Origin of the sequence: uncultured Cytophaga sp. (assembly GCF_937863595.1) — a bacterium.
Classification (GTDB): domain Bacteria; phylum Bacteroidota; class Bacteroidia; order Cytophagales; family Cytophagaceae; genus Cytophaga.
Genome location: NZ_CALMGQ010000105.1, coordinates 1 through 26614 on the forward strand (window position 1 = coordinate 1; position 26614 = coordinate 26614).

Annotated in this window: 24 protein-coding genes and 1 pseudogene; 5 read left to right on the forward strand and 20 right to left on the reverse strand. The window is 35.0% G+C overall.

Annotation, left to right across the window (positions count from 1 at the left end; all coding sequences use genetic code 11):
* The 6 genes and pseudogenes from Q0543_RS09730 to Q0543_RS09755 form a co-directional block, all read right to left on the reverse strand.
* Positions 1 to 181 (reverse strand): annotated as a pseudogene (locus Q0543_RS09730) (hypothetical protein); the annotation flags it as partial.
* 295 nt (positions 182 to 476) lie between these two features.
* Complete coding sequence (locus Q0543_RS09735; RefSeq protein ID WP_299251976.1) at positions 477 to 1001, reverse strand: NADPH-dependent FMN reductase; 525 nt, start codon at positions 999 to 1001, stop codon at positions 477 to 479.
* A 69-nt stretch (positions 1002 to 1070) separates the two neighbouring features.
* A complete protein-coding gene (locus Q0543_RS09740) occupies positions 1071 to 3116 on the reverse strand; it encodes a T9SS type A sorting domain-containing protein (RefSeq protein ID WP_299251978.1) in 2046 nt (681 codons plus the stop codon).
* Positions 3117 to 3209: 93 nt separating this feature from the next.
* The gene (locus tag Q0543_RS09745; protein ID WP_299251980.1) at positions 3210 to 4385 is read right to left on the reverse strand and encodes an aminotransferase class I/II-fold pyridoxal phosphate-dependent enzyme; all 1176 of its coding nucleotides are present in this window, start codon (positions 4383 to 4385) and stop codon (positions 3210 to 3212) included.
* The gene (locus Q0543_RS09750) at positions 4363 to 5205 is read right to left on the reverse strand and encodes a prephenate dehydratase (RefSeq protein WP_299251982.1); all 843 of its coding nucleotides are present in this window, start codon (positions 5203 to 5205) and stop codon (positions 4363 to 4365) included. The genes Q0543_RS09745 and Q0543_RS09750 overlap by 23 nt, the downstream gene beginning before the upstream one ends.
* A 106-nt stretch (positions 5206 to 5311) precedes the next feature.
* A complete protein-coding gene (locus tag Q0543_RS09755) occupies positions 5312 to 5857 on the reverse strand; it encodes a hypothetical protein (protein ID WP_299251985.1) in 546 nt (181 codons plus the stop codon).
* 93 nt (positions 5858 to 5950) lie between these two features.
* On the opposite strand from Q0543_RS09755, the gene Q0543_RS09760 reads away from it, so the two are divergent.
* Complete coding sequence (locus Q0543_RS09760) at positions 5951 to 6268, forward strand: iron-sulfur cluster assembly accessory protein (protein WP_299251988.1); 318 nt, start codon at positions 5951 to 5953, stop codon at positions 6266 to 6268.
* Here the strand turns inward: Q0543_RS09760 and folB are convergent.
* The 3 genes from folB to Q0543_RS09775 are packed head-to-tail and all read right to left on the reverse strand — an operon-like array spanning position 6246 to position 8443.
* Entirely contained in the window at positions 6246 to 6611 is a 366-nt protein-coding gene (gene folB / locus Q0543_RS09765) for a dihydroneopterin aldolase (RefSeq protein ID WP_299251991.1), read from the reverse strand. The two genes, Q0543_RS09760 and folB, sit on opposite strands and share 23 nt — an antisense overlap.
* 18 nt (positions 6612 to 6629) lie before the next feature.
* A complete protein-coding gene (locus tag Q0543_RS09770; protein WP_299251994.1) occupies positions 6630 to 7493 on the reverse strand; it encodes a DivIVA domain-containing protein in 864 nt (287 codons plus the stop codon).
* Positions 7494 to 7519: 26 nt separating this feature from the next.
* Complete coding sequence (locus tag Q0543_RS09775) at positions 7520 to 8443, reverse strand: WD40 repeat domain-containing protein (protein WP_299251997.1); 924 nt, start codon at positions 8441 to 8443, stop codon at positions 7520 to 7522.
* Between the two features lie 275 nt (positions 8444 to 8718).
* On the opposite strand from Q0543_RS09775, the gene Q0543_RS09780 reads away from it, so the two are divergent.
* Together Q0543_RS09780 and Q0543_RS09785 are read left to right on the forward strand one after the other, a co-directional pair.
* Complete coding sequence (locus tag Q0543_RS09780) at positions 8719 to 9339, forward strand: 4'-phosphopantetheinyl transferase superfamily protein (protein WP_299252000.1); 621 nt, start codon at positions 8719 to 8721, stop codon at positions 9337 to 9339.
* A 91-nt stretch (positions 9340 to 9430) separates the two neighbouring features.
* Positions 9431 to 10036 (forward strand): thioredoxin family protein, encoded by a 606-nt coding sequence (locus tag Q0543_RS09785; protein WP_299252002.1) that lies wholly within the window; start codon positions 9431 to 9433, stop codon positions 10034 to 10036.
* A gap of 402 nt (positions 10037 to 10438) precedes the next feature.
* Here Q0543_RS09785 and Q0543_RS09790 read toward each other — a convergent pair whose 3' ends face one another.
* The 5 genes from Q0543_RS09790 to Q0543_RS09810 form a co-directional block, all read right to left on the reverse strand.
* Complete coding sequence (locus Q0543_RS09790) at positions 10439 to 10960, reverse strand: methionine-R-sulfoxide reductase (RefSeq protein ID WP_299252005.1); 522 nt, start codon at positions 10958 to 10960, stop codon at positions 10439 to 10441.
* Positions 10961 to 11038: 78 nt separating this feature from the next.
* Positions 11039 to 11881 carry a transglutaminase-like domain-containing protein gene (locus Q0543_RS09795; protein WP_299252008.1) on the reverse strand — a complete coding sequence of 281 codons (843 nt, stop codon included), beginning with the start codon at positions 11879 to 11881 and terminating at the stop codon, positions 11039 to 11041.
* 15 nt (positions 11882 to 11896) lie between these two features.
* Positions 11897 to 13525 (reverse strand): acyl-CoA carboxylase subunit beta, encoded by a 1629-nt coding sequence (locus Q0543_RS09800; protein ID WP_299252011.1) that lies wholly within the window; start codon positions 13523 to 13525, stop codon positions 11897 to 11899.
* Between the two features lie 196 nt (positions 13526 to 13721).
* Complete coding sequence (locus Q0543_RS09805) at positions 13722 to 14651, reverse strand: MlaD family protein (RefSeq protein ID WP_299252014.1); 930 nt, start codon at positions 14649 to 14651, stop codon at positions 13722 to 13724.
* Positions 14652 to 14671: 20 nt separating this feature from the next.
* Complete coding sequence (locus Q0543_RS09810; RefSeq protein ID WP_299252040.1) at positions 14672 to 15409, reverse strand: N-acetylmuramoyl-L-alanine amidase; 738 nt, start codon at positions 15407 to 15409, stop codon at positions 14672 to 14674.
* Positions 15410 to 15559: 150 nt separating this feature from the next.
* Between Q0543_RS09810 and Q0543_RS09815 the strand changes: the two genes are divergently transcribed.
* Together Q0543_RS09815 and Q0543_RS09820 are read left to right on the forward strand one after the other, a co-directional pair.
* On the forward strand, positions 15560 to 18202 hold the full coding sequence (locus tag Q0543_RS09815) for a putative LPS assembly protein LptD (protein ID WP_299252017.1): 2643 nt from the start codon (positions 15560 to 15562) through the stop codon (positions 18200 to 18202).
* Positions 18203 to 18286: 84 nt separating this feature from the next.
* Entirely contained in the window at positions 18287 to 19192 is a 906-nt protein-coding gene (locus Q0543_RS09820) for a YegS/Rv2252/BmrU family lipid kinase (RefSeq protein WP_299252020.1), read from the forward strand.
* A gap of 101 nt (positions 19193 to 19293) precedes the next feature.
* On the opposite strand, the gene Q0543_RS09825 is transcribed toward Q0543_RS09820, so the two are convergent.
* The 6 genes from Q0543_RS09825 to ftsH all read right to left on the reverse strand — a co-directional run.
* The gene (locus Q0543_RS09825; protein ID WP_299252023.1) at positions 19294 to 20094 is read right to left on the reverse strand and encodes a DUF4249 family protein; all 801 of its coding nucleotides are present in this window, start codon (positions 20092 to 20094) and stop codon (positions 19294 to 19296) included.
* Positions 20095 to 20100: 6 nt separating this feature from the next.
* Positions 20101 to 22440 carry a TonB-dependent receptor gene (locus Q0543_RS09830; RefSeq protein ID WP_299252026.1) on the reverse strand — a complete coding sequence of 780 codons (2340 nt, stop codon included), beginning with the start codon at positions 22438 to 22440 and terminating at the stop codon, positions 20101 to 20103.
* Positions 22441 to 22546: 106 nt separating this feature from the next.
* Positions 22547 to 23368 (reverse strand): hypothetical protein, encoded by an 822-nt coding sequence (locus tag Q0543_RS09835; protein ID WP_299252029.1) that lies wholly within the window; start codon positions 23366 to 23368, stop codon positions 22547 to 22549.
* Positions 23347 to 24120 carry a UDP-2,3-diacylglucosamine diphosphatase gene (locus Q0543_RS09840; protein WP_299252031.1) on the reverse strand — a complete coding sequence of 258 codons (774 nt, stop codon included), beginning with the start codon at positions 24118 to 24120 and terminating at the stop codon, positions 23347 to 23349. The genes Q0543_RS09835 and Q0543_RS09840 overlap by 22 nt, the downstream gene beginning before the upstream one ends.
* Positions 24104 to 24751, reverse strand: a complete 648-nt coding sequence (locus Q0543_RS09845; protein WP_299252034.1) for an LUD domain-containing protein — start codon at positions 24749 to 24751, stop codon at positions 24104 to 24106. The genes Q0543_RS09840 and Q0543_RS09845 overlap by 17 nt, the downstream gene beginning before the upstream one ends.
* A 9-nt stretch (positions 24752 to 24760) precedes the next feature.
* A partial coding sequence (gene ftsH / locus Q0543_RS09850; protein WP_299252037.1) for an ATP-dependent zinc metalloprotease FtsH occupies positions 24761 to 26614 on the reverse strand: 1854 nt, incomplete at its 5' end.

Genomic DNA, 26614 nt, shown 5'->3' on the forward strand with positions numbered 1-26614 from the left:
CTAATTTGTCGCCTATATATACCATACCGGCAATAATGGAGTTGTTGATCATCTCAATATTCATAAACGAATACGAAACGCCCGTTCCATTCTCTGTTAACCAATCTGATTGTTTCAAAATTGAAAACAAATAATGAATATCTATTCCAATACTTTTAATAATATCACTGATTACAAACATACTTTGTTCCTCCTATATTTAATTGTTGTTCACTTTTTTTGGCGATCATACACCCTATCTTTTTATAAAAATTGTCTTGTTCATTCAGCTGTGATGAAAGCAAAACAAGGTTTCAAATACCATATCACGTGTCCAGCGTATTGATATAACATTGATTTTTATTTAAAAAGACAAGGGTATAGATCATTTACTAATTACATTAGCAAATATAGGGAAGGAATTTTACAATACTAACTATATTAGCAAAATAATTTATAAAAAGTATAACTATCTATTAATAAGCGAAATAAAATATTCAAAAAAGTAATTTATGGTATTCTTTGATAAATTGTTCGAGTTCTAACACCAATCCTTCATCCTTAATTATGCCTTCATCAGATATTTTCCCTTTAATTCCCTGAATCAACAGCGTTGTTTCTTCTGTAAAAATTGTTTCCACGGTTTTCATAATCAACTTCAATTCTTCGTGGCATTTTTCGCCTTGCGCAGAAGCTGTTATTAAGGCTATTGGTTTCTGCGAAAATACAGTTGTTGATACGCACCACTCAAACAAATTCTTCAATCCGCTTGGTATGCTGAATATATACTCTGGTGTACAGATAATAATACCATCGGCCTTTTCTATTGCATTTCGTATATCAACGATTTCTTGTGGAGTATGGATATCGGTTAGCGCTGGATCAAAATGCGGTAAGGTGTGCAATGCATTAAAAATTGTTACATCAGAATCCATACTGATAGAAGCAATGTGTTCTACAAGTTTTAAATTAGAAGATTCTTTGCTTGCACTTCCAACGATAGCTAAAATTTGTTTCTTCATGATTGATTATTCTTATTGAAGCGTCATATTCTAAATAATCTATTAATACAAATTAGCTACGATCATTTACTACTCTTGAATAATTATTTTTTTAGTAATGACGTTATTATTTTTTGTTAAAATTTCTACAATCAAAAGCCCCTTTAATTGCGTAGAAATTTCTAACCCTGTGAATACTTCCTTTTGTCCCAAGACATTAAATACAGTCACAGATTGAATATCTTTTTCATCTGCAGATACTCTAAATGTTCCTGTTGATGGATTTGGATAAACAATAATAGAAGGAACAAGGACAGGTTTTGCATAAGCAGTAGTTATATCCGGATCAACAGTTGATGGTTTGTCCGGATCAACAGTTGATGGTTTGAATACCTGAATACGATTATTACCTGTATCTGCTACATACAAGTTTCCATATTGATCAAATTCTAACGCTCTACCAAAATTAAATTGTGCATCTCCTATACCAGGCATTCCAAATGTCCACATACTAGTTCCATTAGTAGAAAATTTTTGGACAAACGAATCATAATCGCTCATTGCATAAATATTACCTTCTGAATCAGTTACAAGAGCTGCTGAATAATAATTTCGAATCATATTCCAATACATTGGTGCAGGTCCTTCTGATACCCAGTCTATCAAAAAGTTTCCAGAGCTACTATATTTAGTAATAACTGCCCCAGCAGTAGAAACAATAACATTCCTAAAGTCATCTACTGTGACAGCATAAGGTGAAAGATTCGTGCTCCATTTCTTTATAAAAGCTCCATCACTTGAAAACTTTTGAATATTTGAAGAATACGAATCTGCTACATATATATATCCCAAATCATCGACCGCTAATGATGCTGCACTTCTGAATTGTCCATTATCATAACCAAATTCTCCCCATGCAGTAATAAACTGTCCTGCATTTGTATACTTTTGAATATGATAACCAATAGTAACATATACATTTCCAGAAGCATCTACAGCGATTCCTCCATTTAAATTTTTATAAATATCGTATTCTACCTTCCATTTAGTAACAAATTCTCCATCGCTGTTAAATTTACGAACCATTGAATCGCCTTGACTTATAACAAAAATATTTCCATTTGCATCAATTTCCAGATCCGAAGGTGCATTTAATTGGCCATTTTCTATACCTTTTAGCGTGCCCCATTTACGCACAAACACTCCGCTATTTGTGATTTTTTGAATGCGGTTATTTCCTTTGTCGGAAATAAATATATTCCCGTCTCCATCAGCAGCAATATTTTCATGTGTACCAAACTCCAGCTCCCCAGTTCCCTGATTTCCATATTTAGCAATATATACTCCAGCTGAAGTAAATTTTTGAATACGATAATTTCCGCAATCAGCTACAAATATATTTCCAAACGCATCAACTGAAACGCTTTCAGGTGCACTTAATTCTCCATCTGCACTGCCACTCACCCCCCATCTTTCAATAAACACACCATCGTTGCTAAATTTGTGAATCATATCGTAACCTGCATCAGCTACATACACATTACCTACAGCATCAGTAGTAACTCCTACAGGCGATCCAAATTTACCATTTGTATTTCCCAAACTTCCCCATTTCTTTACAAATACTCCATTGCTGGTAAATTTCTGAATACGGTTATTTAATTTATCCGCCACAAATACATTTCCTGAAGCATCTACGGTAATACTTGTAGGTGTATTAAATTCGCCATCCGCGCTACCCGAAACATAAAGAGCACTTCCCCATCTTTTTACAAAATCCCCTGAAGCATTGTATTTCATAACACTATGTGATATTTCTTCACATACATACATATTACCGTTGGCATCAACCGCAACTGCAACTGGTCTGATAATTTGCTGCTCTGGATTTGCACTGGTTCCGATTTTTAAAATAAAAACTCCGTCATTGGAAAATTTCTGAATACAGCGATTATCATGATCAGCAACATAAACATTACCTGAAGCATCTGTAGCAATTCCCGAAGGATTACTAAATGTTGCCAATGCAGGTGTTAATGAATATCCACTAATCTCATGATCGTATTTAAAATATTGTGCAAAGGACGTATTACACAACAGGGATAATACTACACTGATAATAAATGATGGTTTCATTTTTTAAAGAGTTAAATAAGTTTGATTTATACATTTAATACATAAATGGAAATAGATTTGTCTACAAGCTAGACAAATCTATCTCCATCTCATTTATTTCTTCAACCACGCGTCTATACGCGCTTCGGCTTCATCAATTTTTTCTATTGGCACACATAAGGATGCGCGCATATAACCTTCCCCTTGCTCACCAAAGATCGCTCCTGGTGTGAAGAATACATAGGCTTCATTTAACATGCGATCAACAAATGCTGGTATATCTTTAATTGAATTTGGATCTTTTGGTTTACACCATACAAACAAGCCTACTTGTGCACGGCTAAATTCAAAGCCTAATTTATCTAAGATGCCGAATATTTTCTCTCTTCGCTCGGCATAAATAGAATTGCGTTCGGCATGCCATAAGTCTGTATTTTTAAAGGCTTCTATCGCGGCCTTTTGTAAACCCAAATACATACCTGAGTCAATGTTGCTCTTAACCGTTAAGGTAGGATTTAAATACATAGGCGAACCTACCATCATACCAATTCTCCAGCCTGCCATGTTATGCGACTTGCTCAATGAATTGAATTCAACTGCAACATCTTTTGCACCGGGTATGCTTAAAATACTGAATGGTTTCTTTTGATTCAGAACTAAGCTATATGGATTATCGAAACACAATAATATGTTCTTTTCACGTGCGAAGTCAATAATTTTTTCAATCTGCGCACGATCTGCTTCTGCACCAGTAGGCATGTGTGGGTAATTTAGCCACATCATTTTCACCTTCGACAAATCTTGCTTTTTTAACTCTTCAACATCCGGATGCCAATTATTCTTTTCACTTAAAGCATACTTGCGCACGGACGCACCAATGAGCGTAGTCAATGACGTATATGTTGGATAACCTGGATCTGGGACCAGTACTTCATCGCCCGGATTTAAAAAGGCCATGGATACATGCAATATCCCTTCTTTGGAACCCATTAATGGCAATACTTCGGTGTTGGGATCTAAATCTACCCCATAGGTATTTTTATAAAAGGATGCGATGCTTTCTCTTAATTCAGGAATACCTCTATATGGTTGGTATCCATGAACATTGGACAAACGAGAGGTTGTTACCAATGCATCCACGGTAGCTGCAGATGGCGCCAAATCCGGACTACCAATACCAAAGCTAATTACATTTTTTCCTTCTTTGTTTAATTTCGCAATCTCTTCGAGTTTGCGAACAAAGTAATATTCTTTAACTACGTCGAGCCTACTTGCTACGGGAATAATCATTGACGAATTCTCCTTTTTTATATTCACCTAATATTTTTAAATCTTCTACAATGGAATTGATTTGAATGCTCTTTTTAAAGTTTGCATAATCTGTCCATTCGCAATCTACATGAAACCGATATTCAGCAGCAGTATCAAATACAGGCAATGACTGAATCTTTGTTAGATTGACTCCATTATCAACAATAATCTTTAAAACCTTTGCTAAAGCACCTACTTGATCGGTTAAGCGAAAACTGATGGTTGCTTTATTTGCATCGTCATTTTTAACTTTTTTATCATTTGATAGAATAAAGAATCGCGTAAAATTATTTTTATACGTTTCAATACTATGTTCTTCCAATAATTTCAAACCATACAACTCGCTTGCATACTTACTTGCGATTGCAGCAATATCGTTGCTTGAATGTTCTTTAATATACTTCGCACTATCAGCTGTATCGTGGTATTCTCTGCGCTCCATCAATGGATGATTCAATAGATATTCTTCACATTGATTCAAGGCCATGTAATGCGACATCACCGAACGAATGTTCTCTTCCTTGGTTTCAGGAATAGTCATGATGTATTGTTTAATTTTCAAATACACTTCGCCAACGATCTTTAAGTCGAACTCTTCTATTAGTGCGTAGTTTGGAAGAATAGAAGCTGCAATGGAATTATCGACAGCCATTACTGCATAATCTACGTTACCACGTTTTAATTGATTACACAGTTCTCTAAATGTTGCACATTCAGAAATCTCAATATCTTCCCCAAAATAATATCGTGCAGTAATGTCGTGAAAAGAAGCGCGGCCGCCTTGAATGGCTATTTTCATTGGTAGAACAAATACAGATTTTAAAACAATGTTGTTTAATTATGCCTTAGCTTTAAACATCAGAACGTAGTACATGGTTAGTCGAAAAGACACAACCAGAGCGGATCTACATTACTTGTCTAATTTCATTTTTGATAAATTGCAAAGCATCTTCTGTAGGTTCTTTTTGCAATTGCATCAACACTTCAACGATTACTTTTGCCAAGTCAATCGCTTTTGCATCATTAGGTACAACCTGTGCAGAATTGTTGATTACAGAAACAATATTTTCCATCGCATCTTTAACATGTTTCCACGCTTCATCGCTCATGTATACTTGTTGAGACATGTTGTGCGCATATTCTTCCCGAATATTGAATAGCATTTGTTGCTGTAAATGTCCCGCTGTCATGCCTGGTTCGTTGCTACGAATAATTAAATTATGCGGCGCAATGCGTTCCAAAAACAAACAGATGCGTTCGTATGCCTGAAAACGTATCGGCAATACCAATTCATTGTTTTTGATTTTGATGTCGACATTTTTAATTTTTATATCAAGCGCTCTTTTTTCAAATTCTTTCTGAAGAAACGTCTTAACTACTAAGAACATACCATAAACTACTAAAGCAGCAGGCAGAACAATTTTTATAAACTCGGATAAGAATTCTAACATATATCTATTTTTAATCTTCAAAAATATACAATTTTGGCTGATTATTATAACCTTTGTGTGCATCCTTTGCACATAAAACCATTCCATTCGATTGTGAGCACATTTCATTCTAGTATATTACCCCTTACCATTACGCAACTTGCTCTAAATCAGATTGCGTTAATTAAAAACACTAAGAATATCCCTGAAGGTTATGGTTTGCGAATTGGGGTGCGAGGAAGTGGCTGTTCAGGAACGAGTTTCGTACTAGGCTTTGATCAAAAAAAAGAAGGAGATAATGAATACTCCGTAGAAGGAATCTCCGTATACATTGAAAAAAAACAGGTGCTGTATGTTGCAGGAATCGAACTGGATTATGAAGATTCAGAAGAAGTAACAGGTTTTATCTTCAATACAAACGTTGCTTCTTAAGTTCGATTTTAGATTTCAAACATTCCCCCCCAACAGGCGGATTCATTTTTGAAATAACCACACGTGCATGTTCCGCTAAAGGGATATGCGTACAAACATTGGTAATGATATTTTCAGCTAACGTTTCAATCAAATGTTTGGGATCACGCATTTCTTCAGCAACTAACTTATACACGTGTTCATAATCAATCGTGCGCAATAAATCATCTTTAAAACCATCCGCTAAGGGCTGCATAGAAAGATGAATATCTACTAAAAAAATATTCCCTACCAAACGCTCTTGGGGGTGTACCCCGTGAAACGCATGAAATTTTAAACCTTCTAATGAAATAACTGCATCCATAAATCGTATATCAATTTGTTAAATAGAATCAAAAAATGAACCTGTCCCCTCTGTTGGTTTATCCACTTTAGGAATAGGCGTTTTTTTAATTTCAGGTTCGTCTACGTTTAATTCTTCTGCAGTTTTTTCAACTCTCATATCAACAACCTGCTCTACTTTTTTAGCAGGTTCAAATGCAGGTGGTATAGTATCAATGTTGAATAAAGGTGCATCCATATCACGCACAATAGTTTTATCAACTACCGGAGTAATGGGCTTTATAATTGTTTTTAATTCATGCCCAGAAAAGTCATCTGCAACTTCGGTTTTTATTTGCTTTGCAGCTTCAATCACTTTTTCGATACGTTGCTCTGTATCCACTCTATTCGGCTTTGCCTTCTCTCTTTGTACACGATCTAATAAACCTTCACCCAAGGCTTGTATTTCTTGAATCGCATGTTGCTTTTTAAATTCAATTTCTGCGTGTTCTTTCTGAAGTGTCGTTACTTCATCAATTAACTTTGCAACTAATGTACGTGCTTCATACTCTCCTTCTTCTACTGTCTTACGCGCACGATTGCGGGCTTCACTCATAATAGCTTCTGCATTCATTTGTGCTTCACGCATGTGCAAATCGGATTGACGCTGTGCATGTTCAATTAAATTAGCACCTGTATCTTCCGCATTTTTAATCGTTTTAAACAAAGAGCTTTCCACTTCGCGTAAGCGACCAACTTCGCGGTCAGCCAATTCCAATCGATTTTTAACATCTCGATTTTCATCCATCAATTTTTCCCATTCTTGGGAAAGTGATTTCAAGAAAGCATCTACTTCCTCTTTATCATATCCTCTAAATGCTTTATTGAAATCTTTTTGTCTTATTTCAATTGGAGTAACTTTCATGGTAATAAATTTATAGAATTCGAGAATTAAATACGTTCATGTGGCAAATCAACATTCCAGATAGAAATTGTACGATCATCACTCACAGAAATAATAGCATGGTCGTGCTCAGTCCAAAGTACCTTATTAACAGATGTACCATGGCCTGCATGCCTAGATTTATCAATAATTTTTAATAATTTAAATTGTTTGCTATCCCACACTTTAATAGATTTATCCATACTTGCAGTAACAAAATAATTTCCCGAAGCACAAAATGAAATATCATTAATAGCATACATATGGGCAGGAATAACATGTAACTGGGCATATGTATCCATATTCCAAATCATTAACTTAGCATCTCTTCCTGCAGTAATTAAAATTTTACTGTCTGGAGAAAGACTTGCTGCAAAAACAGAATTGGTATGTCCTTTTAAAGTTTGAATCAATTGCAATGTTGTCAAATCAAAAATTCGCACCAAATGATCGCTACTTCCCACTATCAAGTGATTTCTTGAAGAATCTACAGTAATTACCCGAATACTGTAATCTGTAATTTTCAACTTTGTAATAACACTCAAATCATTTTTCTGCAATACAATCAAATACCCATCACCCGTGGCAACAAAAATTTGATTCTTGTAATTTTTAATATTGAAGATTGCACTCTTCGTTATTTGTGCAGATTTTATTTCGACATTTGTAACCGTATCAATTACATGAACTCCTTCAAAATTCTGCCCAACTATTAATTCATTCGTTTCGGGAAGGTAATTAAGCGCATATACAGAATTGGAAAGTTTGGCTATCAGTTTTCCTTCGTTAGGTATTTTCATATCCCACAAAACAACCATTCCATCACCACTAGCAGTAAAAAAAGTTGAATCATTCATCCCTTTTTCTAAGGCATAAATGGAATCTTTATGACCAATATAAACTCCTAATTTTTCTACCTGAATTTGTACCATGTTATACTATTGAATACCTATTAAATTGAAGTATTTGGACATGCATATTAATTATCCAATAAATAACCTGGATTACACATAAATTTACCAATAATTCATGTATTATCCACAGTATTACCTCGAATGTGAATAAGTGTCTACTCGTAAATTCATGTATCCCCTAAATCCAAATATGCCGTATACAAGCCAATAGAATGGAACAATCTAAGAAACACTACAGCTGCAATTTTTTATCTAAAAAATTACGTACTTTGTTCTACCATTAATTTAGTAAAATGCCCATTATTACCATTCACAACTTAGATAAGCAACGCGCCTGGGGACTTTGGAATATTCAAGAAGAAACCAAAACACTAGAAGATAGCTACAGTTTTGGAAGTGAAGAACGCATGTATTTAGACAGTATTTCGCATCCAAAAAAGAAACAAGAATGGTTGGCGAGCAGAATAACGGTTGGATTGGTTTGTGAACAATTAAAATTACCATACGCAGGTACATTAAAAATGCCTGACAAACGTCCGTATTTATGTGAACAAAACGGAGAGGTTTCTATTAGCCACTCCCACGATTATGCAGCTGCTATTATAGATCAACACAAGCCAGTTGGAATAGATATTGAACGCATTGACCCAAAAATCCTTACGATCCGAAAAAAATTTCTTTTCGAAGAAGAAATTTCAGAAGACGTTCGGCAAATGACACAATATTGGTGTATTAAAGAAGCTGGCTACAAACTGGCTGGCGAAAAGGGTATTTCATTGAAAGATGACATAATTGTTGAACCCATACCAGCAGGCATCAATCACGGAGAAACGTTAATCCATTTGAAAGGAGTTACGTATAAGATTCTATACTTTGAATACGATAATTATATTGTTGCTTTCAACATCGATTAGAAAAGTGTACATTGGGCACGTATTAAATTATTAATATTGAATCATAAAATAATTCAATATTGTAGTTTTGACAATTTAACCACGTTGGAACATGAAAAAAATATTTTTGCTGATTCTTATAAGCGCTTCGTTTATAACACATGCCCAAACTTTGAGTGGGTACAGAATAGGTGACGCAATTCAGAATTTTACGTTATTAAATGTAACCAATGAAACGCCGATATCTTTAACGGATTATAATGACAAAAAAGTTGTCGTGATTATTTTCGTCAACAATAGTTGTCCGTATGCGAAACTGTATGAACAACGCATCATGAATCTTGCGAAACAATTTAATTCAAGCGGTGTTGCCTTTTTACTTATCAACTCATCTGTCAGTAAGACGGACAAGCAAGAAACAATTGAAGCAATGCGTAAAAAAGTACAAAACGATCAATCGCTTTATCCTTATTTAGCAGATAGCACGCAACGTTTAGCAATTGATTTTGGTGTAACACGTTTACCTGATGCATTTGTTTTGAAAAAAATGGAAAACTCTTTCCGTCTTGTATACAAAGGATCTATCGATGATAATCCTCAAAGTGCGAAAGATGTTACATACTTTTTCTTAAGCGATGCAATTACTGCTATGATTACTAACAAATCAATAAAAGTATCTGAATCTAGACCAGTTGGATGTTTGTTGAAACAATTTTAATGAAGTGCGTTTATTTAAAAAATATCTATCCCCAAAACTAAAATGCCTGCTTAACCATATTGGTGAGCAGGCATTTTAGTTTTGGAATAATGTGTAGTATGATTCATTTCTTCTAGGTCAAAAGATCAAACAGTTTGAATAATTGATATCTTCTGGAAGAAAACAAGTCGTCTTTAATTAGCCCAGTGTTCAGACTTCTTGTTTGTTTGTCCGAATAAATACTTTTTAGATATCATTCAATTTAATAGGAATGAGAATGTAAAATTGAGAAAACCCTACAACACTTAGTTTGGTCTAATTAAAGGGCAACATTGCATATTAACAAACAAGTCGTCGGACCACTGAAAAAGTGGTCTGACGACTCTGAAAATAGCAACAGATTTTTTTTTAGTAAGGGATTTTTTACTTCGCAGGTACTAGTTCTATCGAAGTTGAATTTACGCAATGACGAACATTTTTATCTGTCATTCCTTCTCCTTCAAATACGTGCCCCAAATGACCTTTGCAATTGCTACAAACAATCTCCACTCTTCTTCCATCGGCATCTGGTACACGTGTTACAGCACCCGGAATTTCGTCATCAAAACTTGGCCAACCGCAATGTGATTCAAATTTATCGGTAGAGTTATATAAAGGCGCATTACATTTTCTACAAATATATGTACCAGGTGTTTTTGTTTCGTAGTATTTCCCTGTAAATGGTCTTTCAGTTCCTTTGTTGTCAATCACACGTGATTCTTCTGGACTTAATTTATTGTAGTTATTGGGATCTTTTATTGTCATAGTATTTGGTATAATTAATGGTGTAATTCGTGTAGAATCTGTAAGCGTTCTTTTCTGTACTTGCTTTTGGTCTTGTGAGCAAGCAATCAAACTCGTCATTAAAGCGGCAAGTATCATCCATTGTTTTAATAAAATTTCCATACGATTGCTTTTTTGTAAATTTATCTTTAGAACGCATTTGCTATCCTAATAATTCCATAGTCATAAACGAAGCCGCGATTAATACTTTTCTCCATTCAGAAAATAGAGCATTTTCTTAACATCTTCTACGCGTTCCGTTTCAGACAATTTCTCAAAAGAATTAATCAAATTTCGCAGTACTCTAGCAACAATATCTATGTTAGAACACGGCTGATAAAATATATCGATCGGTGCCAAATTTAATTGATGTAGATAACTATCGATGTCTTCTTTCGTGAATATAATTCCTTTATTAAACGCATTGATATAGAATTGCGTCTGGTCATTTTTATACGTAAGAATAAATAAGGATGGTAGATTAACCCCGTAAATTGGCAATTTCAGTTTCTGTGCTATCAACATATAGATCACACATAAAGATATTGGGTTCCCCTTTTTACTTTCCAAAACCTGACTGAGCATGGAATTAGCAGGCGAATGAAAATTCTTTGTATTAGAAGAGAATTTCAATTTTGTAAAGAGAATATTATTGATTGTCCGAACTTGTTCCATTGGTTCCATCTCGGGCTTGATTTCCAACCACACTTCATAATACATTTGTTCCATCGCACTTTTTATGGTGCTAAATTCCAAATCTGGATATTGATACGTGCAAATAAGCCACATACCCTCCATTAAATCTTCCCCGCCAGACTTCTTCCATTTTGCGAAGCGATCTTCTAATAATATAAATTGCAAACTATGTACTAGGTCTTCAATTCTTTTCTGAACAATTGGATTGAAATTATTTTCCCACTCTTTTTCTAAAAAAGGAATCACACTTCCACCTTGCGCTAAAAACTCTTTCTCAACCAGAGAAATCACTTCCACGTCCTCATCGTCTAATAAAGATATTAATGCTTTAATTTTACCTTCTTCCATATTCAATTATTTTTATCACGTTTGTAATACGCCAACATTAAAACGTTTCATTTTAGGATTGTTATTAGCCGCTTCTATACCCATAGATATATATGTTCTTGTTTCAAGCGGGTCAATAATTGCATCTACCCATAAACGAGCTGCTGCGTAATAGGGTGACAACTCTTCGTTGTATTTATCTGTAATTTCTTTTAATAGCGTTGCTTCTGCTTCGGGCGTAATTTCTTTTCCTTTTGCTTTTAATGAAGACACTTTGATCTGCAATAATGTTTTCGCAGCCGCTGCCCCACTCATCACACCTATCTGTGCACTTGGCCAAGCTACAATCAAGCGGGGATCATATGATTTACCACACATCGCATAATTACCTGCACCGTATGAGTTGCCAATGATAACCGTAAATTTAGGCACGACAGAATTTGCCATGGCATTTACCATTTTGGCGCCGTCTTTTATAATACCCCCTTGCTCGGATCTACTCCCAACCATAAAGCCTGTTACATCTTGTAAAAATAACAAGGGCACTTTACGTTGATTGCAATTCATTATAAAACGAGCAGCTTTATCTGCTGAGTCTGAATAAATAACTCCGCCCATTTGCATTTCGTTCTTCTTTGTTTTAACAATTTTGCGTTGATTCGCAACAATACCAACTGCCCAACCATCAATACGTGCATACCCGCAAATTATGGTTTGACCGTACAATTCCTTATAAGGTTCAAAGTTAGAATGATCCACCAAACGATGTATAATATCCATCATATCGTACGGTTTACTTCGATCCTCTGGTAATAACTCGTAAATTTCTATTTCCTTTTCTTTTGGTTTTGATGGAACAATTCGATCAAAGCCAGCCTTTTCAGAATGACCCGTATGAGCGAGAACTGCTCGAATGCGTGTTAAACATTCTTGATCCGTTTTACATTTATGATCAATAATGCCTGAAATTTCTGTTTGTGTAGTAGCACCTCCAAGCGCTTCGTTATCGATTGTTTCCCCAATGGCAGCTTTAACCAAATATGAACCTGCTAAAAATATAGAGCCAGTATCTTCAACGATAAATGCCTCGTCGGACATGATTGGAAGATAGGCGCCACCTGCTACACAGCTTCCCATAACTGCTGCAACTTGTAAAATTCCTTCTGAAGACATCCACGCATTGTTTCTAAAGATGCGTCCAAAATGTTCTTTATCAGCAAACACTTCATTTTGCATGGGAAGAAAAACACCTGCACTATCTACCAAGTAAATAATTGGAATGCGATTTTCCATAGCAATTTCCTGGGCACGTAAATTCTTCTTTGCTGTCATCGGGAACCACGCCCCCGCTTTGACGGTAGCGTCATTAGCAACAATAATACATAAGCGACCTTCTACATAACCCATTTTAACAACAACACCAGCAGATGGACAACCACCTACTTCTGTATACATATCTTCCGCAGCAAGTGCACCGATTTCTATAGATACCGATTTTTTATCAAATAACGAGGAAACTCTATTTCGAACAGTCAATTTCCCTTTTTCTTCTTCGGCTTTCAATCGTTTTTCTCCGCCTCCTAAATACACTTGTTGTAAGCGTTTTTTTAGTTCCGTGCAAAGTTGCTCTAAGACAATTTTATTTCTATCCGATTGTATACTCATAATGTCACTTATGTTAAATAAAAAGATGCGAAGCTTTAATGTAATTAATCATTCGTTTAAGCGCACCAAAACGAACTAAATGTTCAATTATATAAAGTACGAAAAAAATAATGCTCTGGATGTATTCCAGAGCATTATTTTCAAATATCGATATATTAAAGACTAATGATTATTAATTCACTTTACATTTGAAAACTTATTCATTCCCCTTTTTTATTTTTTCCTTTTTTCCAAATGGAGATAAAAAATGATTTGGATCGCGCTCAAAATGTATTAATAAAGCATCCAAATCTTTCATTGTTTTGTTTAAGTTGTCAAATGCAGATTTATCTGTTAACATAGCGCCCAAGGTACCTTCACCATTACTTAATTTTGTAGCAGATTTATTTAATTCTACCAGTAACTTATTCGCATTTGTTACTGCTTGTTTAAGCTCTAGATCATTCAAGGTATCTGCCAAGGAACCAAATTTATCTAAAATGGGCGTTAATTTCTTTTCCGTTTCTACTAAGTTTGACGTTAATGTATTTAAGTTTTTAAATGTGCCATCTAAATTGCTTTGTCCGGATTGCATCGTAGTTTTTAAAATACTTGTTATGGCATTTAAATTAGATAAGGTACCATATAATTTAGTTCGCATGTCATTGTCAACTAAATGGCTTATATTAACTAAGGTTGTATCCAAGTGATCAATCACAGGATAGGCTTTACTGCCAAGCATGTCTGTCAAACTCATTTGAAATCCACCTTTTATGGTATCGTTATTAGAAAATTGAGTGTTGTTTTTCCCCATTTTTAATACAATACTCATACTACCTAGTAAATCTTTTGCGATTTCTGCATACGTACCATCTCCAACTAAAATATCCTTATTCACATCAATGGATACCAAAATACTGTTATTCTCTTGTTGGTTTAAGGTTAATGTCTTTACTTTCCCAACTTGAAATCCGTTAATAAAAACAGGATTAGAAGGAGCCAAGCCATCTACTTTTGAATATTTAATATAAAAGGTATTGGAATTTTTAAATACATCCGAACCTTTTAAAAAATTGAACCCTAAATACAAGGTAGTACCTGCAATAAGGGTCATTAAGCCTACTTTAAATTCTTTTGATATGTTCACTCTAGTTACTGATATAAAGTCTAATTTTCTATTTCTGATTTGTATTCTTTAATGGCTCTATAAATAGCGGAAGCCAAATATATCTGATTGTTTTTATTGGTCAAATATCTTTCTTCTGCTTCATTTGTTAAATATCCCAATTCAATTAATACACTTGGCATGGCTGTTTTCCAAAGTACTAAAAAACCTGCTTGCTTAACACCTCTACTAGATCTGCCAACCCGTTTTGAGAATTGATTTTCTATTTTCGATGCAATACGAATACTGTTTTCAATATACGCATTTTGATAGAGTGAAAAAAGTATATGTGCCTGAGGCGACCTTGGATCAAATCCATCGTAATTTTTTTGATAATCGGTTTCGTTTAAAACAACTTCATTTTCTCTTTTTGCTACTTCCAAGTTATCTTCCGATGCGTGTAAACCCATTACGTAGGTTTCGGTACCAAAAGCAGACGAAGGTCCTGCATTGCAATGAATTGAAACAAATAAATCTGCATTGTTTCGATTTGCGATGCTTGCACGGTCGTGTAATTCAATAAAATTATCAGACATTCGGGTATAATATACCTTCATTGTGGGCATATTTTCTTTAATAATTCGACCTAATTGCAACGCTACAGCCAACGTTACCTTAGACTCAATCCCTGTAGTGCCATGACAGCCAGGGTCTTTACCTCCATGACCCGCATCCAAAACTATGGTACGAACTTTGTATGAGTGGACTCCGAGCGGAGAAAATGACGCTAAAGAAAGTATAAGTACAGAAAAAAGTACGTAAAGATTTTTTTTCACCTTGTATTTATTTATGAAGTTAATACAATAACTTTGCCCAAAGTTGTGAATTTTAATCTAATTCTGAAATATAAACGCGGTTTAATACGCACATTTTCATTGATTTTCTGCATTTTGAATGTAGGATTAATCAATGCCCAATCCCCTATATCCGATTCTGTAGCCATAAATCGGATGCAAAAGGACTCCTTATTTTTTAAAATCGATTCTTCTCAAGCACGTATCGCAGTACCTATAGACACGCTAGTAGTTGTGGATACTCTTGAAGTTCCTCAAGATGATATTGATACGCGCATTCAATATTCCTGCAGAGATTCAATCCGCATGAGTATGGCAGATCAACGCGTGTATTTGTATGGCGAATCTAAAGTTGTTTATGGAACTAAGAATATTGAAGCCGAATATTTAGTCATTAATTGGGTTACAAATGAAGTAAGCGCCTACGGAAGATTAGATACACTTACAGGCAAAACCGTTGGAACACCTATTTTTAAAGAAGGTTCAGATATGTATGTGGCAGACTCCATTCGCTACAACATGAAAAGTGGTAAAGGTATTATTAAAGGTATTGTAACGCGACAAGGAGACGGATACATACACGGAGGTCCCGTTAAACGTACTCCCGAAGCAATATATGTGAAACATGCCTTATATACAACCTGCGATTTACCACATCCACATTATTCAATTAATGCAAGTAAATTAAAAGTAATTCCGGGTGATAAAGTTGTAACAGGCCCTTTCCACATGGAGGTGATGGGTATCCCAACTCCCCTAGGCCTGCCACTTGGTTTCTTCCCAGTTACAAGCAGAAGTAAATCGGGTCTCATTATCCCAACCATTGGTGAGTCTAGAAGTAGAGGTTTTTTTCTAACCAACGGGGGTTATTATTGGGCTGTGAATGATTATGTGGGTGCAAAAATTATTGGCGATTTGTATGCAAATAAAAGTTATCGAATCTTAACGCAAGCAAATTATATCAAACGATACAATTATTCTGGCTTAACTTCTTTTAGTTATAGTAAATTAAAAGAAGGTTTTGCAGACACAACATCAGCCCCTGAATTATTTAATTTTAGATGGAGCCATACAACCATTGGCAATAAACCTTCCCGTTTATCTGCCGATGTAAACATCAGTTCTAGCAAATATTATACAGCCAATTCATACAACCCAATCAATTATCAAAGCACCAATTTTGCTTCAAACGTTTCTTGGTCTAAGGCTTTTAGAAATTCGCCTTTTAATTTATCGGTTGCATTTAGACAAGAACAAAATACGATATCAAAGGTGATGACGGCAACTTTACCTGAAGTCAACTTTTCGATGAATCGAGTTTATCCGTTTAAATCAAAAACAAAACCTGGTAATAATTGGTATGAAAAAATTAATATTTCCTACAATGGTAGTACGAAATACACGGCAACCAATCAATTAAAAAATGGAACAATCAATAATGAAGCATATACAGATACCATCCTAACCATTCAAGACAACTTCAATAAAATACTACAAGAAGGTCAATGGGGTGTTAAAAATGCCGTACCAATCAGCACCACGTTTAAGGTGATGAAATATTTTAGTTTAAACCCTCGTGTGATTCTTGAAAACTGGGTATATGGTAATAGACTAGATTACGATACCATTCGCACAAAAACAGGGGTGTTATCTGTGCAGCCAGAAAGCAATAAGATAAATGGCATAAACACCGCCTTTTCAGGCAACTTTACAACAGCACTTACTACCCGCATTTATGGTACCTATCGAGTAAATACAAAATTCTTGCAAGGAATTCGTCATACCCTTATACCTACCTTCACCTATACCTATAGGCCAGATTTGGTTGCAATGGGGGGAGATCAATATTTCTATACAAATAGCGCAGTTGTAAACAAAGGAAAAGAAACACCCTTTTCTAGGTATAAAGAATATGTGTATGGCGGCCCCCAAAGTGGTACGGTAAATAGTTTGTCCATTAATTTACAAAACACCATTGAAGGAAAAGCGCGCAATAGAAAAGACACAACTTCTTTAAATGGTACCAAGAAAATCAAATTGATTGAAAATCTAAGTGTGGCTGGGGCGTATAATTTTAGCGCGGATTCATTGAATTGGTCGTTAATTAACTTGAATGCACGTAGCAGATTATTTGATAAAATCGATATCAATTTCAACAGTACGTTTGATCCGTATGAAACGATTTTAGATTCTATGAATGGTGACAATTATGTGCAAAGACGTGTAGATAATTTTGCGTTTAAGAGTGAAACAAATAAACGTTTTTTGATTTTAACAAATTACAACATTGCATTAAGCACCAACTTAAATCCAAATGGACAAAAAAGTCAGCGACCTGTAAGCTCTATAAATCCCAATGCAGCTAATTATGTTATTGCTGGTGCAGATCAATACATCGATTTTAAAATCCCGTGGAATTTATTTATTAGTTACAATATGAGTTACACAAAAATAGGTGTGGCTCCTGCTACGTATGTAAATTCATTAACTTTTAATGGAGATGTTAAAATTTCTGACAATTGGAAAGTTAAAGTAACCTCTGGTTTTGATATTTTAAACCAAAAATTAGGTTACACTACAATTCAAATATTTAGAGATTTGCATTGCTGGCAAATGAGTTTAAATGTGGTTCCCCTAGGAGAACGTCAATCGTTTATGTTTACTCTGAATGCGAAGTCATCCCTGTTGAAAGATTTAAAAATCAACAAGCAGAATGCTACGTATAATGGCGGATATTAACGTATGTTTATAAAAACATACGATCCACATTACACTTTTATTTCCTTCATTTCTTAACAATATAAGTGCACATATAAAAAAGTAATGTTAGCAAACGAAACAGCGATACAATTTTTATTTATTATCAATCCAATATCAGGAACTACCCGTAAGCATAACATTACGGAGTTAATTTATAGTACGCTAAAAACGGATCGCAAAAAAGTCAAAATCGTCTTAACCCGCTATGCAGGACACGCAACAGAGATTGCAAAAGAAGCAGCAGCGCAAGGCATTCCAAATATTATATCCGTTGGTGGTGATGGCACCATGAATGAGATTGCATCTTCCTTACTTCATACAAAATCAAATTTAGGCATCATTCCCATGGGCTCTGGTAATGGCTTAGCTCGACATTTGGGTATTCCTTTAGAGCCAAAGAAAGCGATTCATTTACTGAACAATTTTGACATCAAAACAATTGATAGTGGAATGATTAATTCCATTCCATTTTTTTGTACTGCTGGGATTGGCTTGGATGCGCACGTTACAAAAGTATTTGACGAACTCCCTACCAGAGGATTAAAAACCTATATCAAAGCGTTTATTAAAACGATACGCAGCTACAAAGGAGATCCCTTAACGATTCTACTAGATGATACAAAAGAAATAAAGGAAACCTATCTAATCAGTACGTTTGCCAATGCAAATCAATATGGCAACAATGCATTTATCGCGCCAACAGCATCGTTATCAGATCAACAATTAAATCTAGTATTGATTAAACCTGTTTCATTTTTAGGAGCCATTGATAAAATCATCAAACTCTTTTCTAAAAAAATAAACCAAGATCCTGAAATAGAATATCATTTTTTCAAGAAACTAGATATTCAGAGACCTACTGAAGGTCCTGCACATATTGATGGAGAACCCTTGATGTTGGGCAAACATATTACGGTAGCGTGCGTACCAAACGCATTACAGGTGATTATTCCTGCGCAAACAACATAGTCAAAGACTGCAGAATGGTAAATATCAGACTAAAGTTTGTTGAAAGGTATCCAAATCTATGAGGTTTTTAAAACCTCATAGATTTCATCAATAAGAATACCTTACTGCGCTAAAACTGTTGTTGTCAATACTTGAATATCGGAACATTGAAACAAACCGATTGCACCCTTATCAAACATGCTTGGCACATTTGCTGGTGGGGTAGAAAAGAAACCACCATCGTTATTTAATTGCAAACTCGCTGCATCGTAAAACTTATATGCTGCTTCAGTCAATGAATACAATTCAAGTTTGGCTACCTCTCCAACTTTGTACTCATCATACCCAATATCAATACCATTTAAATTTCCATTTAAATTTTTATTATCTGCATAATAAATATCGTTCGGACCATTTAAGAAACGATTATCAGCATATCCCTTAAATAAATAATAAAAATCGGTACTGGTTGAAATAGTTGCATACAACTTCATTTCATACTTTTCGTCTTGAATAGTAGTTTTAGGTTTTTTTATTATTTTAATCGTATCTGCATGCTCTAAATAAGGCAAGAGAGAACTAGCAACATAGGTCTTACCTTCAAACTCTACCTTAAGGGTATACGTATCGTTTACAACCCCAAGCAGCGCATTTCCCTTATAAATCTTATTTACTGGATTCCATGTTAATACTTCTGAATTTCCATGATTATCAGACAACGTTATAACAGCTGTACCCAAGCCTGGTGGCGATATGGGTGATAGATAATTGGTAGATTTTGCAATCCGCACTTTAATAATAGAATCTGTATATAAGTATCCTTGAATGATTACTTTCACTTCGCCATCTTTCGGCTTTATATCAATCACCTTTTGGCACGAAAATAATAGAATACTACATGCGAAAATAAGTAGCTGTTTCATATTCAATTAAAATTTAAAATTATATGTAATGGAAGGAATAGGTGCAGGGAAATAAATTGCTACATATTCTTTTTGTCCTGAATCCTTGTTAGTCTGTGCAACAACCGTCCACGGATTTATATGCAGAAAGCCATAAATATTATAGATTGAAATGCTCCAACTTCCCTCCCATCTTCTGCCTTCTTTTTTACGTTGATCAATTGTAAGTGATAGGTCTAAACGATGGTAACTAGGCAATCTGAATGAATTACGTTCTGGATAAACACCCAACCAAAAATTATCTATTTGATAACCTCCATAAGGCAAACCAATTGGACGGCCCGTACCAAATACAAATTGACCACCAAAGGTAACACGTTCGCTAATTTTATATGATGCAATTACATTTAAACTATGGCGACGATCATAGCCTGCAAAATATTTTTTACCGTCGTTAATACCATCAATTTTTTTATAACTCCAAGATAAGGTATAACTAATCCAACCCGTCAAACGGCCTTTCTTTTTCTTTAAATAGAACTCGGCGCCATAACTCCATGCCTTACCAATATGCACTTGTGTTTCAATTTGCGGATTCAGCAACAAGCTTGCGTTATCAATGTAGTCAATGGAGTTCGAATAATTCTTGTAGTATCCTTCAACCGAAGTTTCATACGTATTATCTTTTAAATTTCTGTAATACCCTGCTGAGTATTGATTCACAGCTTCGGGTTTGAAATAATTATTACTTGGCGTCCACACATCAAATGGTACTGGTGTAAGCGAATTTGATATTTGATGTATGTATTGATAGTTTCTGTTATACCCTAGTTTTACAGAAGATTTATCATTCACAATATATCGTGCTGCAATACGTGGCTCTAAGCCCCAAAACGTATTGATGATTTGATTTTTTTTATAAACAGTAGAATCAATAGTTGTTGAATTTGTTGGATCTCCACTGTAATTATACACTGTACCTGCACCCATGTTATTAAACATATTCAAACGAAGACCATAATCCAAACTAAGCTTTTCAGAAAGCTTTTGTTTATTTGAAACAAACAAGGCACCTTCCAAGGAATGATTGTTTGGTATTTTATTAGAAGAAAAAATAGAATTCGGATTACTGGGCTCAAATTTACCTGGATCATAAAGACGTTGACTTACAGACCATCCAAAATGAATGTGATGACGAATAGATGGCACATACTGATAAACTTGCTTTACACTATTCTCTTTAATCCCTGAACCAAATCTAAATGCTTGCACGCCTTGAGAAATAGACAAATCAAAACTATATTCCGAATGGGTATATATTGTATTCAGAAATAATTTATCAGAAAATAAATGATTCCAGTTCGCAGTAAACGTTGCATTTCCCCAACCTAATCCAAACAAACCGCCGAATTTAAATTTATCCTTTCCGTAATAACTAGATATATATAAACTATTATTTTTATTGAACTGATAATTAATCTTTCCATTCAAATCGTAGAAATACAATTTATTTTTACGGATTTCTGGATCGGAAGATAGCAATAAGAATAAATCGGCATACGATCTTCTTCCTGAAAATATGTAAGATCCTTTTCCTTGATTAAAAGTACCTTCCAAAGTCAATCTACTTGCAATGATTCCAATTCCACCTTTGGCTGAAAACTTTTTAGGACCACCTTCACGCAAGCGCACATCTAACATAGAAGACAATCTACCTCCGTATTGAGAAGGAATACCTGCTTTATATAACTCAGCACTTTGAATGGCATCTGCATTAAAAATAGAAAAGATACCAAACAAATGAGAGGCATTGTATACGGGTGCTTCATCCACTAATATTAAGTTTTGATCTGCACCACCACCTCGTACATATAAACCTGTATTACCATCACCAGCTACTTGCACACCGGGAAGGGTTTGAATGTTTTTAACAATATCTACTTCGCCAAATAAAGCCGGCAATGTTTTTATCTCATCCACCGTTATTTCCGTAGAGCCCATTTTAGTACTTGTCACATTCTCATCGGGGGCTTTCCCTGTTATAACTACTTCGTTCGCTATTTGAGAATCCTCTTCTAGAATGAAACTTATTGATACGTTATTATTAACACGAATATCTTTTTGTTCTACTTTATAACCAAAATATTCTACTATCAGTGTATAGTCTCCTTCCTTCAAAGGCATTTTAAAATCTCCATCTTCGTCAGAGGCTACACCAACCGAGCCATCGCTGATTCTAATAATAGCCCCAATGAGTGGTAGTCCTGTAGTATCGTTTACTTTACCTGATACTATATACTCTTTCTGTGCTTGAGCAAAATTTGCTCCTATAAAAAAAACAAAACAAATGTAGATTAGGGATTTCATTATTCGTGTAATTTTATTCTTATTCTTTTAATTAAACAGTTAATTTAAAATCTATATTTTCAAATATAAAATCATAAACATTTTTTACCGATACCATTTACGAATATTATTTACTTTCTTCAAACTGATAGATTAATAAGGTGTCGCCCTGTATTAAATGCAATCTTTTATTTGTAAGAATAGCAACACTGGCACCTTTAAATAGATCATTGGTATATTTTTGTTCTTTGTAGGTATAAATATTCATGATGTGCATGCATCCATCTTTAACAAATACCAAATTATCGCCATAAAAACTAAAATAGGTAAGTCCTGTTACAGGTATCCGAGTTTTATAATTTCCCATATTGTCAAAAATTAATATTCCGGAATTTGCATCATTAATAAAAAGCAAGTTTTGATATTCGCGCATGCAATTCATATTATACACTTCAGGATCAATAATTAAATCTAATGGTGTATTGATGTCAATGGTATAATATTTAGAATTTAATTTTTTTAAACTAAAATCTTGATCGTCTACCAACCAAATATTTTGATCAAGTGAAGGTGTTGCTATACGTGCAAATCCTACCAGCGCACTTGGGAATGAAAGTGTTTGAGATTGCATCAAAAAACGATCGTAGTAGTAATACACTTGATAATCGCTGTAAAACACAAAAATGTTTACATTACGCGTGGCTTCAATAGATGTAATTTGTCCTCTACGAGGCGGTGAAGCCAATACAAATTGTTTCCCCAAAGAATCTAGTTTATAAATATTGCCAGAATGATCTGTTAAATAAATAAAGCCATACGCATCGGAAGATACGCAGCCAATTTGCCCTGGAATTTTAGAAGAGCTTAAGGGTTTAAATACCTGAGCAAAAATATTTTGTGACAGAACAAAAAGTACACATACGAAAATTAATTTAAGGGATCTATCCATGGTATTAATTTAAGTGTTTCACCATCAAATTCTGCATACGTATTATAACCTATCCAATCACCTATATTTACATATCTACTGTGTTCGCCAACTTTTAAATCTAAGGGCAAATGACGGTGACCGAAAATATAGAAATCTCTTTCTAAGATTGTGTGTTGTTGGTTACAATATTGCCATAAGAATTCTTTTTCTGCAAAGAACGTTTCGTCGGAATTATGCAGACGACTTTTGCCCGACCAAAACTTGGCAATTCCCATGCCAATAGCAGGCGGTGTCATTTTAAACAACCACTGAAAGAACGGATTAACAAATACTTTCTTTGTGCATTTATAGATGTGATCGCCAGGGCCTAAACCATCGCCGTGACCAATTAGAAATTTTTTACCAGCAATTTCCCAATCAATGGGTTTGTAAAAAACTTTCGCCCCCAATTCCTTTTCAAAGTATCCAAACATCCATAAATCATGGTTGCCTGTATACATATAGACCGGAATACCTGCATCCGTTAGGCGTGCAATTTTACCTTGTAAGCGAATAAAACCTTTAGGGATTACATGTTTGTATTCGAACCAAAAATCAAATATATCTCCCAATAAAAATACCGCTTGTGCATCGGGTGTTATAGAATCTAAGAATCGGATTATTTTATCTTCTCTTTCGCGACTTTCTTTGTGATTAGGGACACCTAAATGAAAATCAGATAAAAAAAATATTTTTTTTCCGGGTTGAACGGTTTCAATGTACTGAGTCATCAATTAAAAAGACTAATAATTCTTTTGGACCATGTGCACCCAAAACCAATGTTTTTTCAATATCAGCAGTTCTGCTTGGGCCTGTTTCTAAACAAATCATAGAAGGAATATTCGCACCATATTTTGTACGGATAAATTCCAAGCCATCTTTAATATCATATTGAAGCTGTGACGTTTTAGCAATCACAACGTGTATATGCGGGTAAATAGAAAGTCTTCGTCCAGATAAGTTTGCTGAACTTATTAAGGCACTTCCTGTACGAGCAATTAAGGCTTCACAACTGGTAATACCAACCCCTGCTTCGGTAAAGTTTTTTTCGCTGGTATCAAATACTAAGTTTGATGGGGAAAGTAAATCTATAATTGCTTTTTCCCAAACAAATATATTTTGAAATCCTTTAATGGATGCAACGTTTGAAATTACAGCACACAATTCAGATTCATTTTCTACGAAATAAAACTCACCCTTGTGTTGTAAAAATTGTTGCGCAAAAATAACAGACAAATCCCCTTCCGGAGATTTGCTGTAAATATCTGTAACAAAGTTTGGCTCTGGAGGAATTGGATTCCTCCGAGTCAAACCTTGTCTGATTTTTTTTAAAATTGCTTCTTTTGCAGGATTTAAGGCCATTCAAATAAACTATTTATTATATGACCCTTCGTTTGTTGTATATGTTGAAGAGCCTGTATTTGCTTCTTGTGCAGCGGGATCAGGAATAATGCTTGGCACCGGTACATCAACCCTATTTGTAAATGCTTCGAGTGTTGTTTCGGTTTCAAACGGACGTTTACCAATTAATTGTACTAAATCTGCTTGAAATAAAATTTCCTTTTCTAATAATTGTTGTGCAACTATTTCTAGTTGTTCGCGCTTATCAAGTAATAATTTTTTCGTTCTGTTGTAGGCTTCATTCACAATGTTGCGAACTTCCTCATCTATTGTTTGTGCAGTAGCTTCAGAATACGGTTTATTGAATGAATAATCGCTGGCTTTGGAATCGTAAAACGAAATATGTCCAATTTTATCATTCATACCATAAATAGAAACCATACCATAAGCCATTTTAGTAATGCGTTCCAAATCGCTCAATGCGCCCGTTGAGATCTTATTGAAAATGATATCTTCTGCTGCCCTACCTCCTAAAGCCATACACATTTCATCTGTAAGCTGTTCAACAGTGTACAAGAACTGCTCCCTAGGAAGATACTGCGCATAGCCTAAAGCTGCAATACCACGTGGTACAATACTTACTTTCACCAACGGATCTGCATGCTCTAAGAACCAACCAGCAACAGCATGGCCAGCTTCGTGGTAAGCAACAATTTTCTTTTCTTCTGGAGAAATGATTTTCGTTTTCTTTTCAAGACCACCAATCACTCGATCAATTGCGTCTTGAAAATCTTGCATTTCAATTTGATCTTTATCTTTACGTGCAGCTATTAAGGCAGCTTCGTTACATACATTCATAATCTCTGCACCAGCAAAACCTGGCGTTTGTGCAGCGATTTTTTTCGCATCTACATCTGGACCTAATTTCAATGGTTTCAAATGCACTTTAAATATTTGCTCTCTACCGACGATGTCTGGTTTGTCAATACTAATCATACGGTCAAAACGACCTGGACGAAGTAATGCAGCATCCAATACATCGGGACGGTTTGTTGCAGCCAGAATAATAACGCCAGAATCTGTTCCGAAACCATCCATCTCTACTAATAAAGAGTTCAATGTATTTTCACGTTCATCGTTAGAACCCGGCATAGAACCGCCTTTACCACGCATACGACCGATTGCATCAATCTCATCAATAAAGATAATACAAGGTGCTTTTTCTTTTGCTTGTTTAAATAAGTCACGCACACGTGCAGCACCTACACCAACAAACATTTCAACGAAGTCAGATCCAGAAAGAGAGAAGAATGGAACACCCGCTTCGCCCGCTACAGCTTTCGCAAGCAAGGTTTTACCTGTACCTGGAGGGCCAACTAATAATGCACCTTTAGGAATTTTACCACCTAATTTTGTAAATTTTCCAGGGTATTTTAAGAAATCAACAATCTCTTTTACTTCTTCTTTTGCTTCATCCAAACCTGCAACATCTGCAAACGTAATTTTCACTTTATTATCTTGATCAAATAAAGCTGCTTTCGATTTACCTATGTTGAAAATTTGTCCGCCGCCGCCGCCGCCAGACATACGTCTGAATAGCAACCAAATTCCACCAAACACCAATATCCAAAAGCCCAATGAAATCAATTGATTAGTAACCTCAGCACGATTGCTATCTACTTCAATCGGAATACGATTTTCTTCGGGTACATTATTATCCTTCAAAAACTTTTCATAAATCGTTGTGAAATCATACGATGGAGAAATTTCAAATTCGAAGTGTGGCCCCTTAGATGAATTGGTTGACAATAAGCTTTTTTCTTCTTTGAAATACTTTTTATAATCGCCTCTATCCAATGCTTCTTTATTGATTGTAATTTCAAC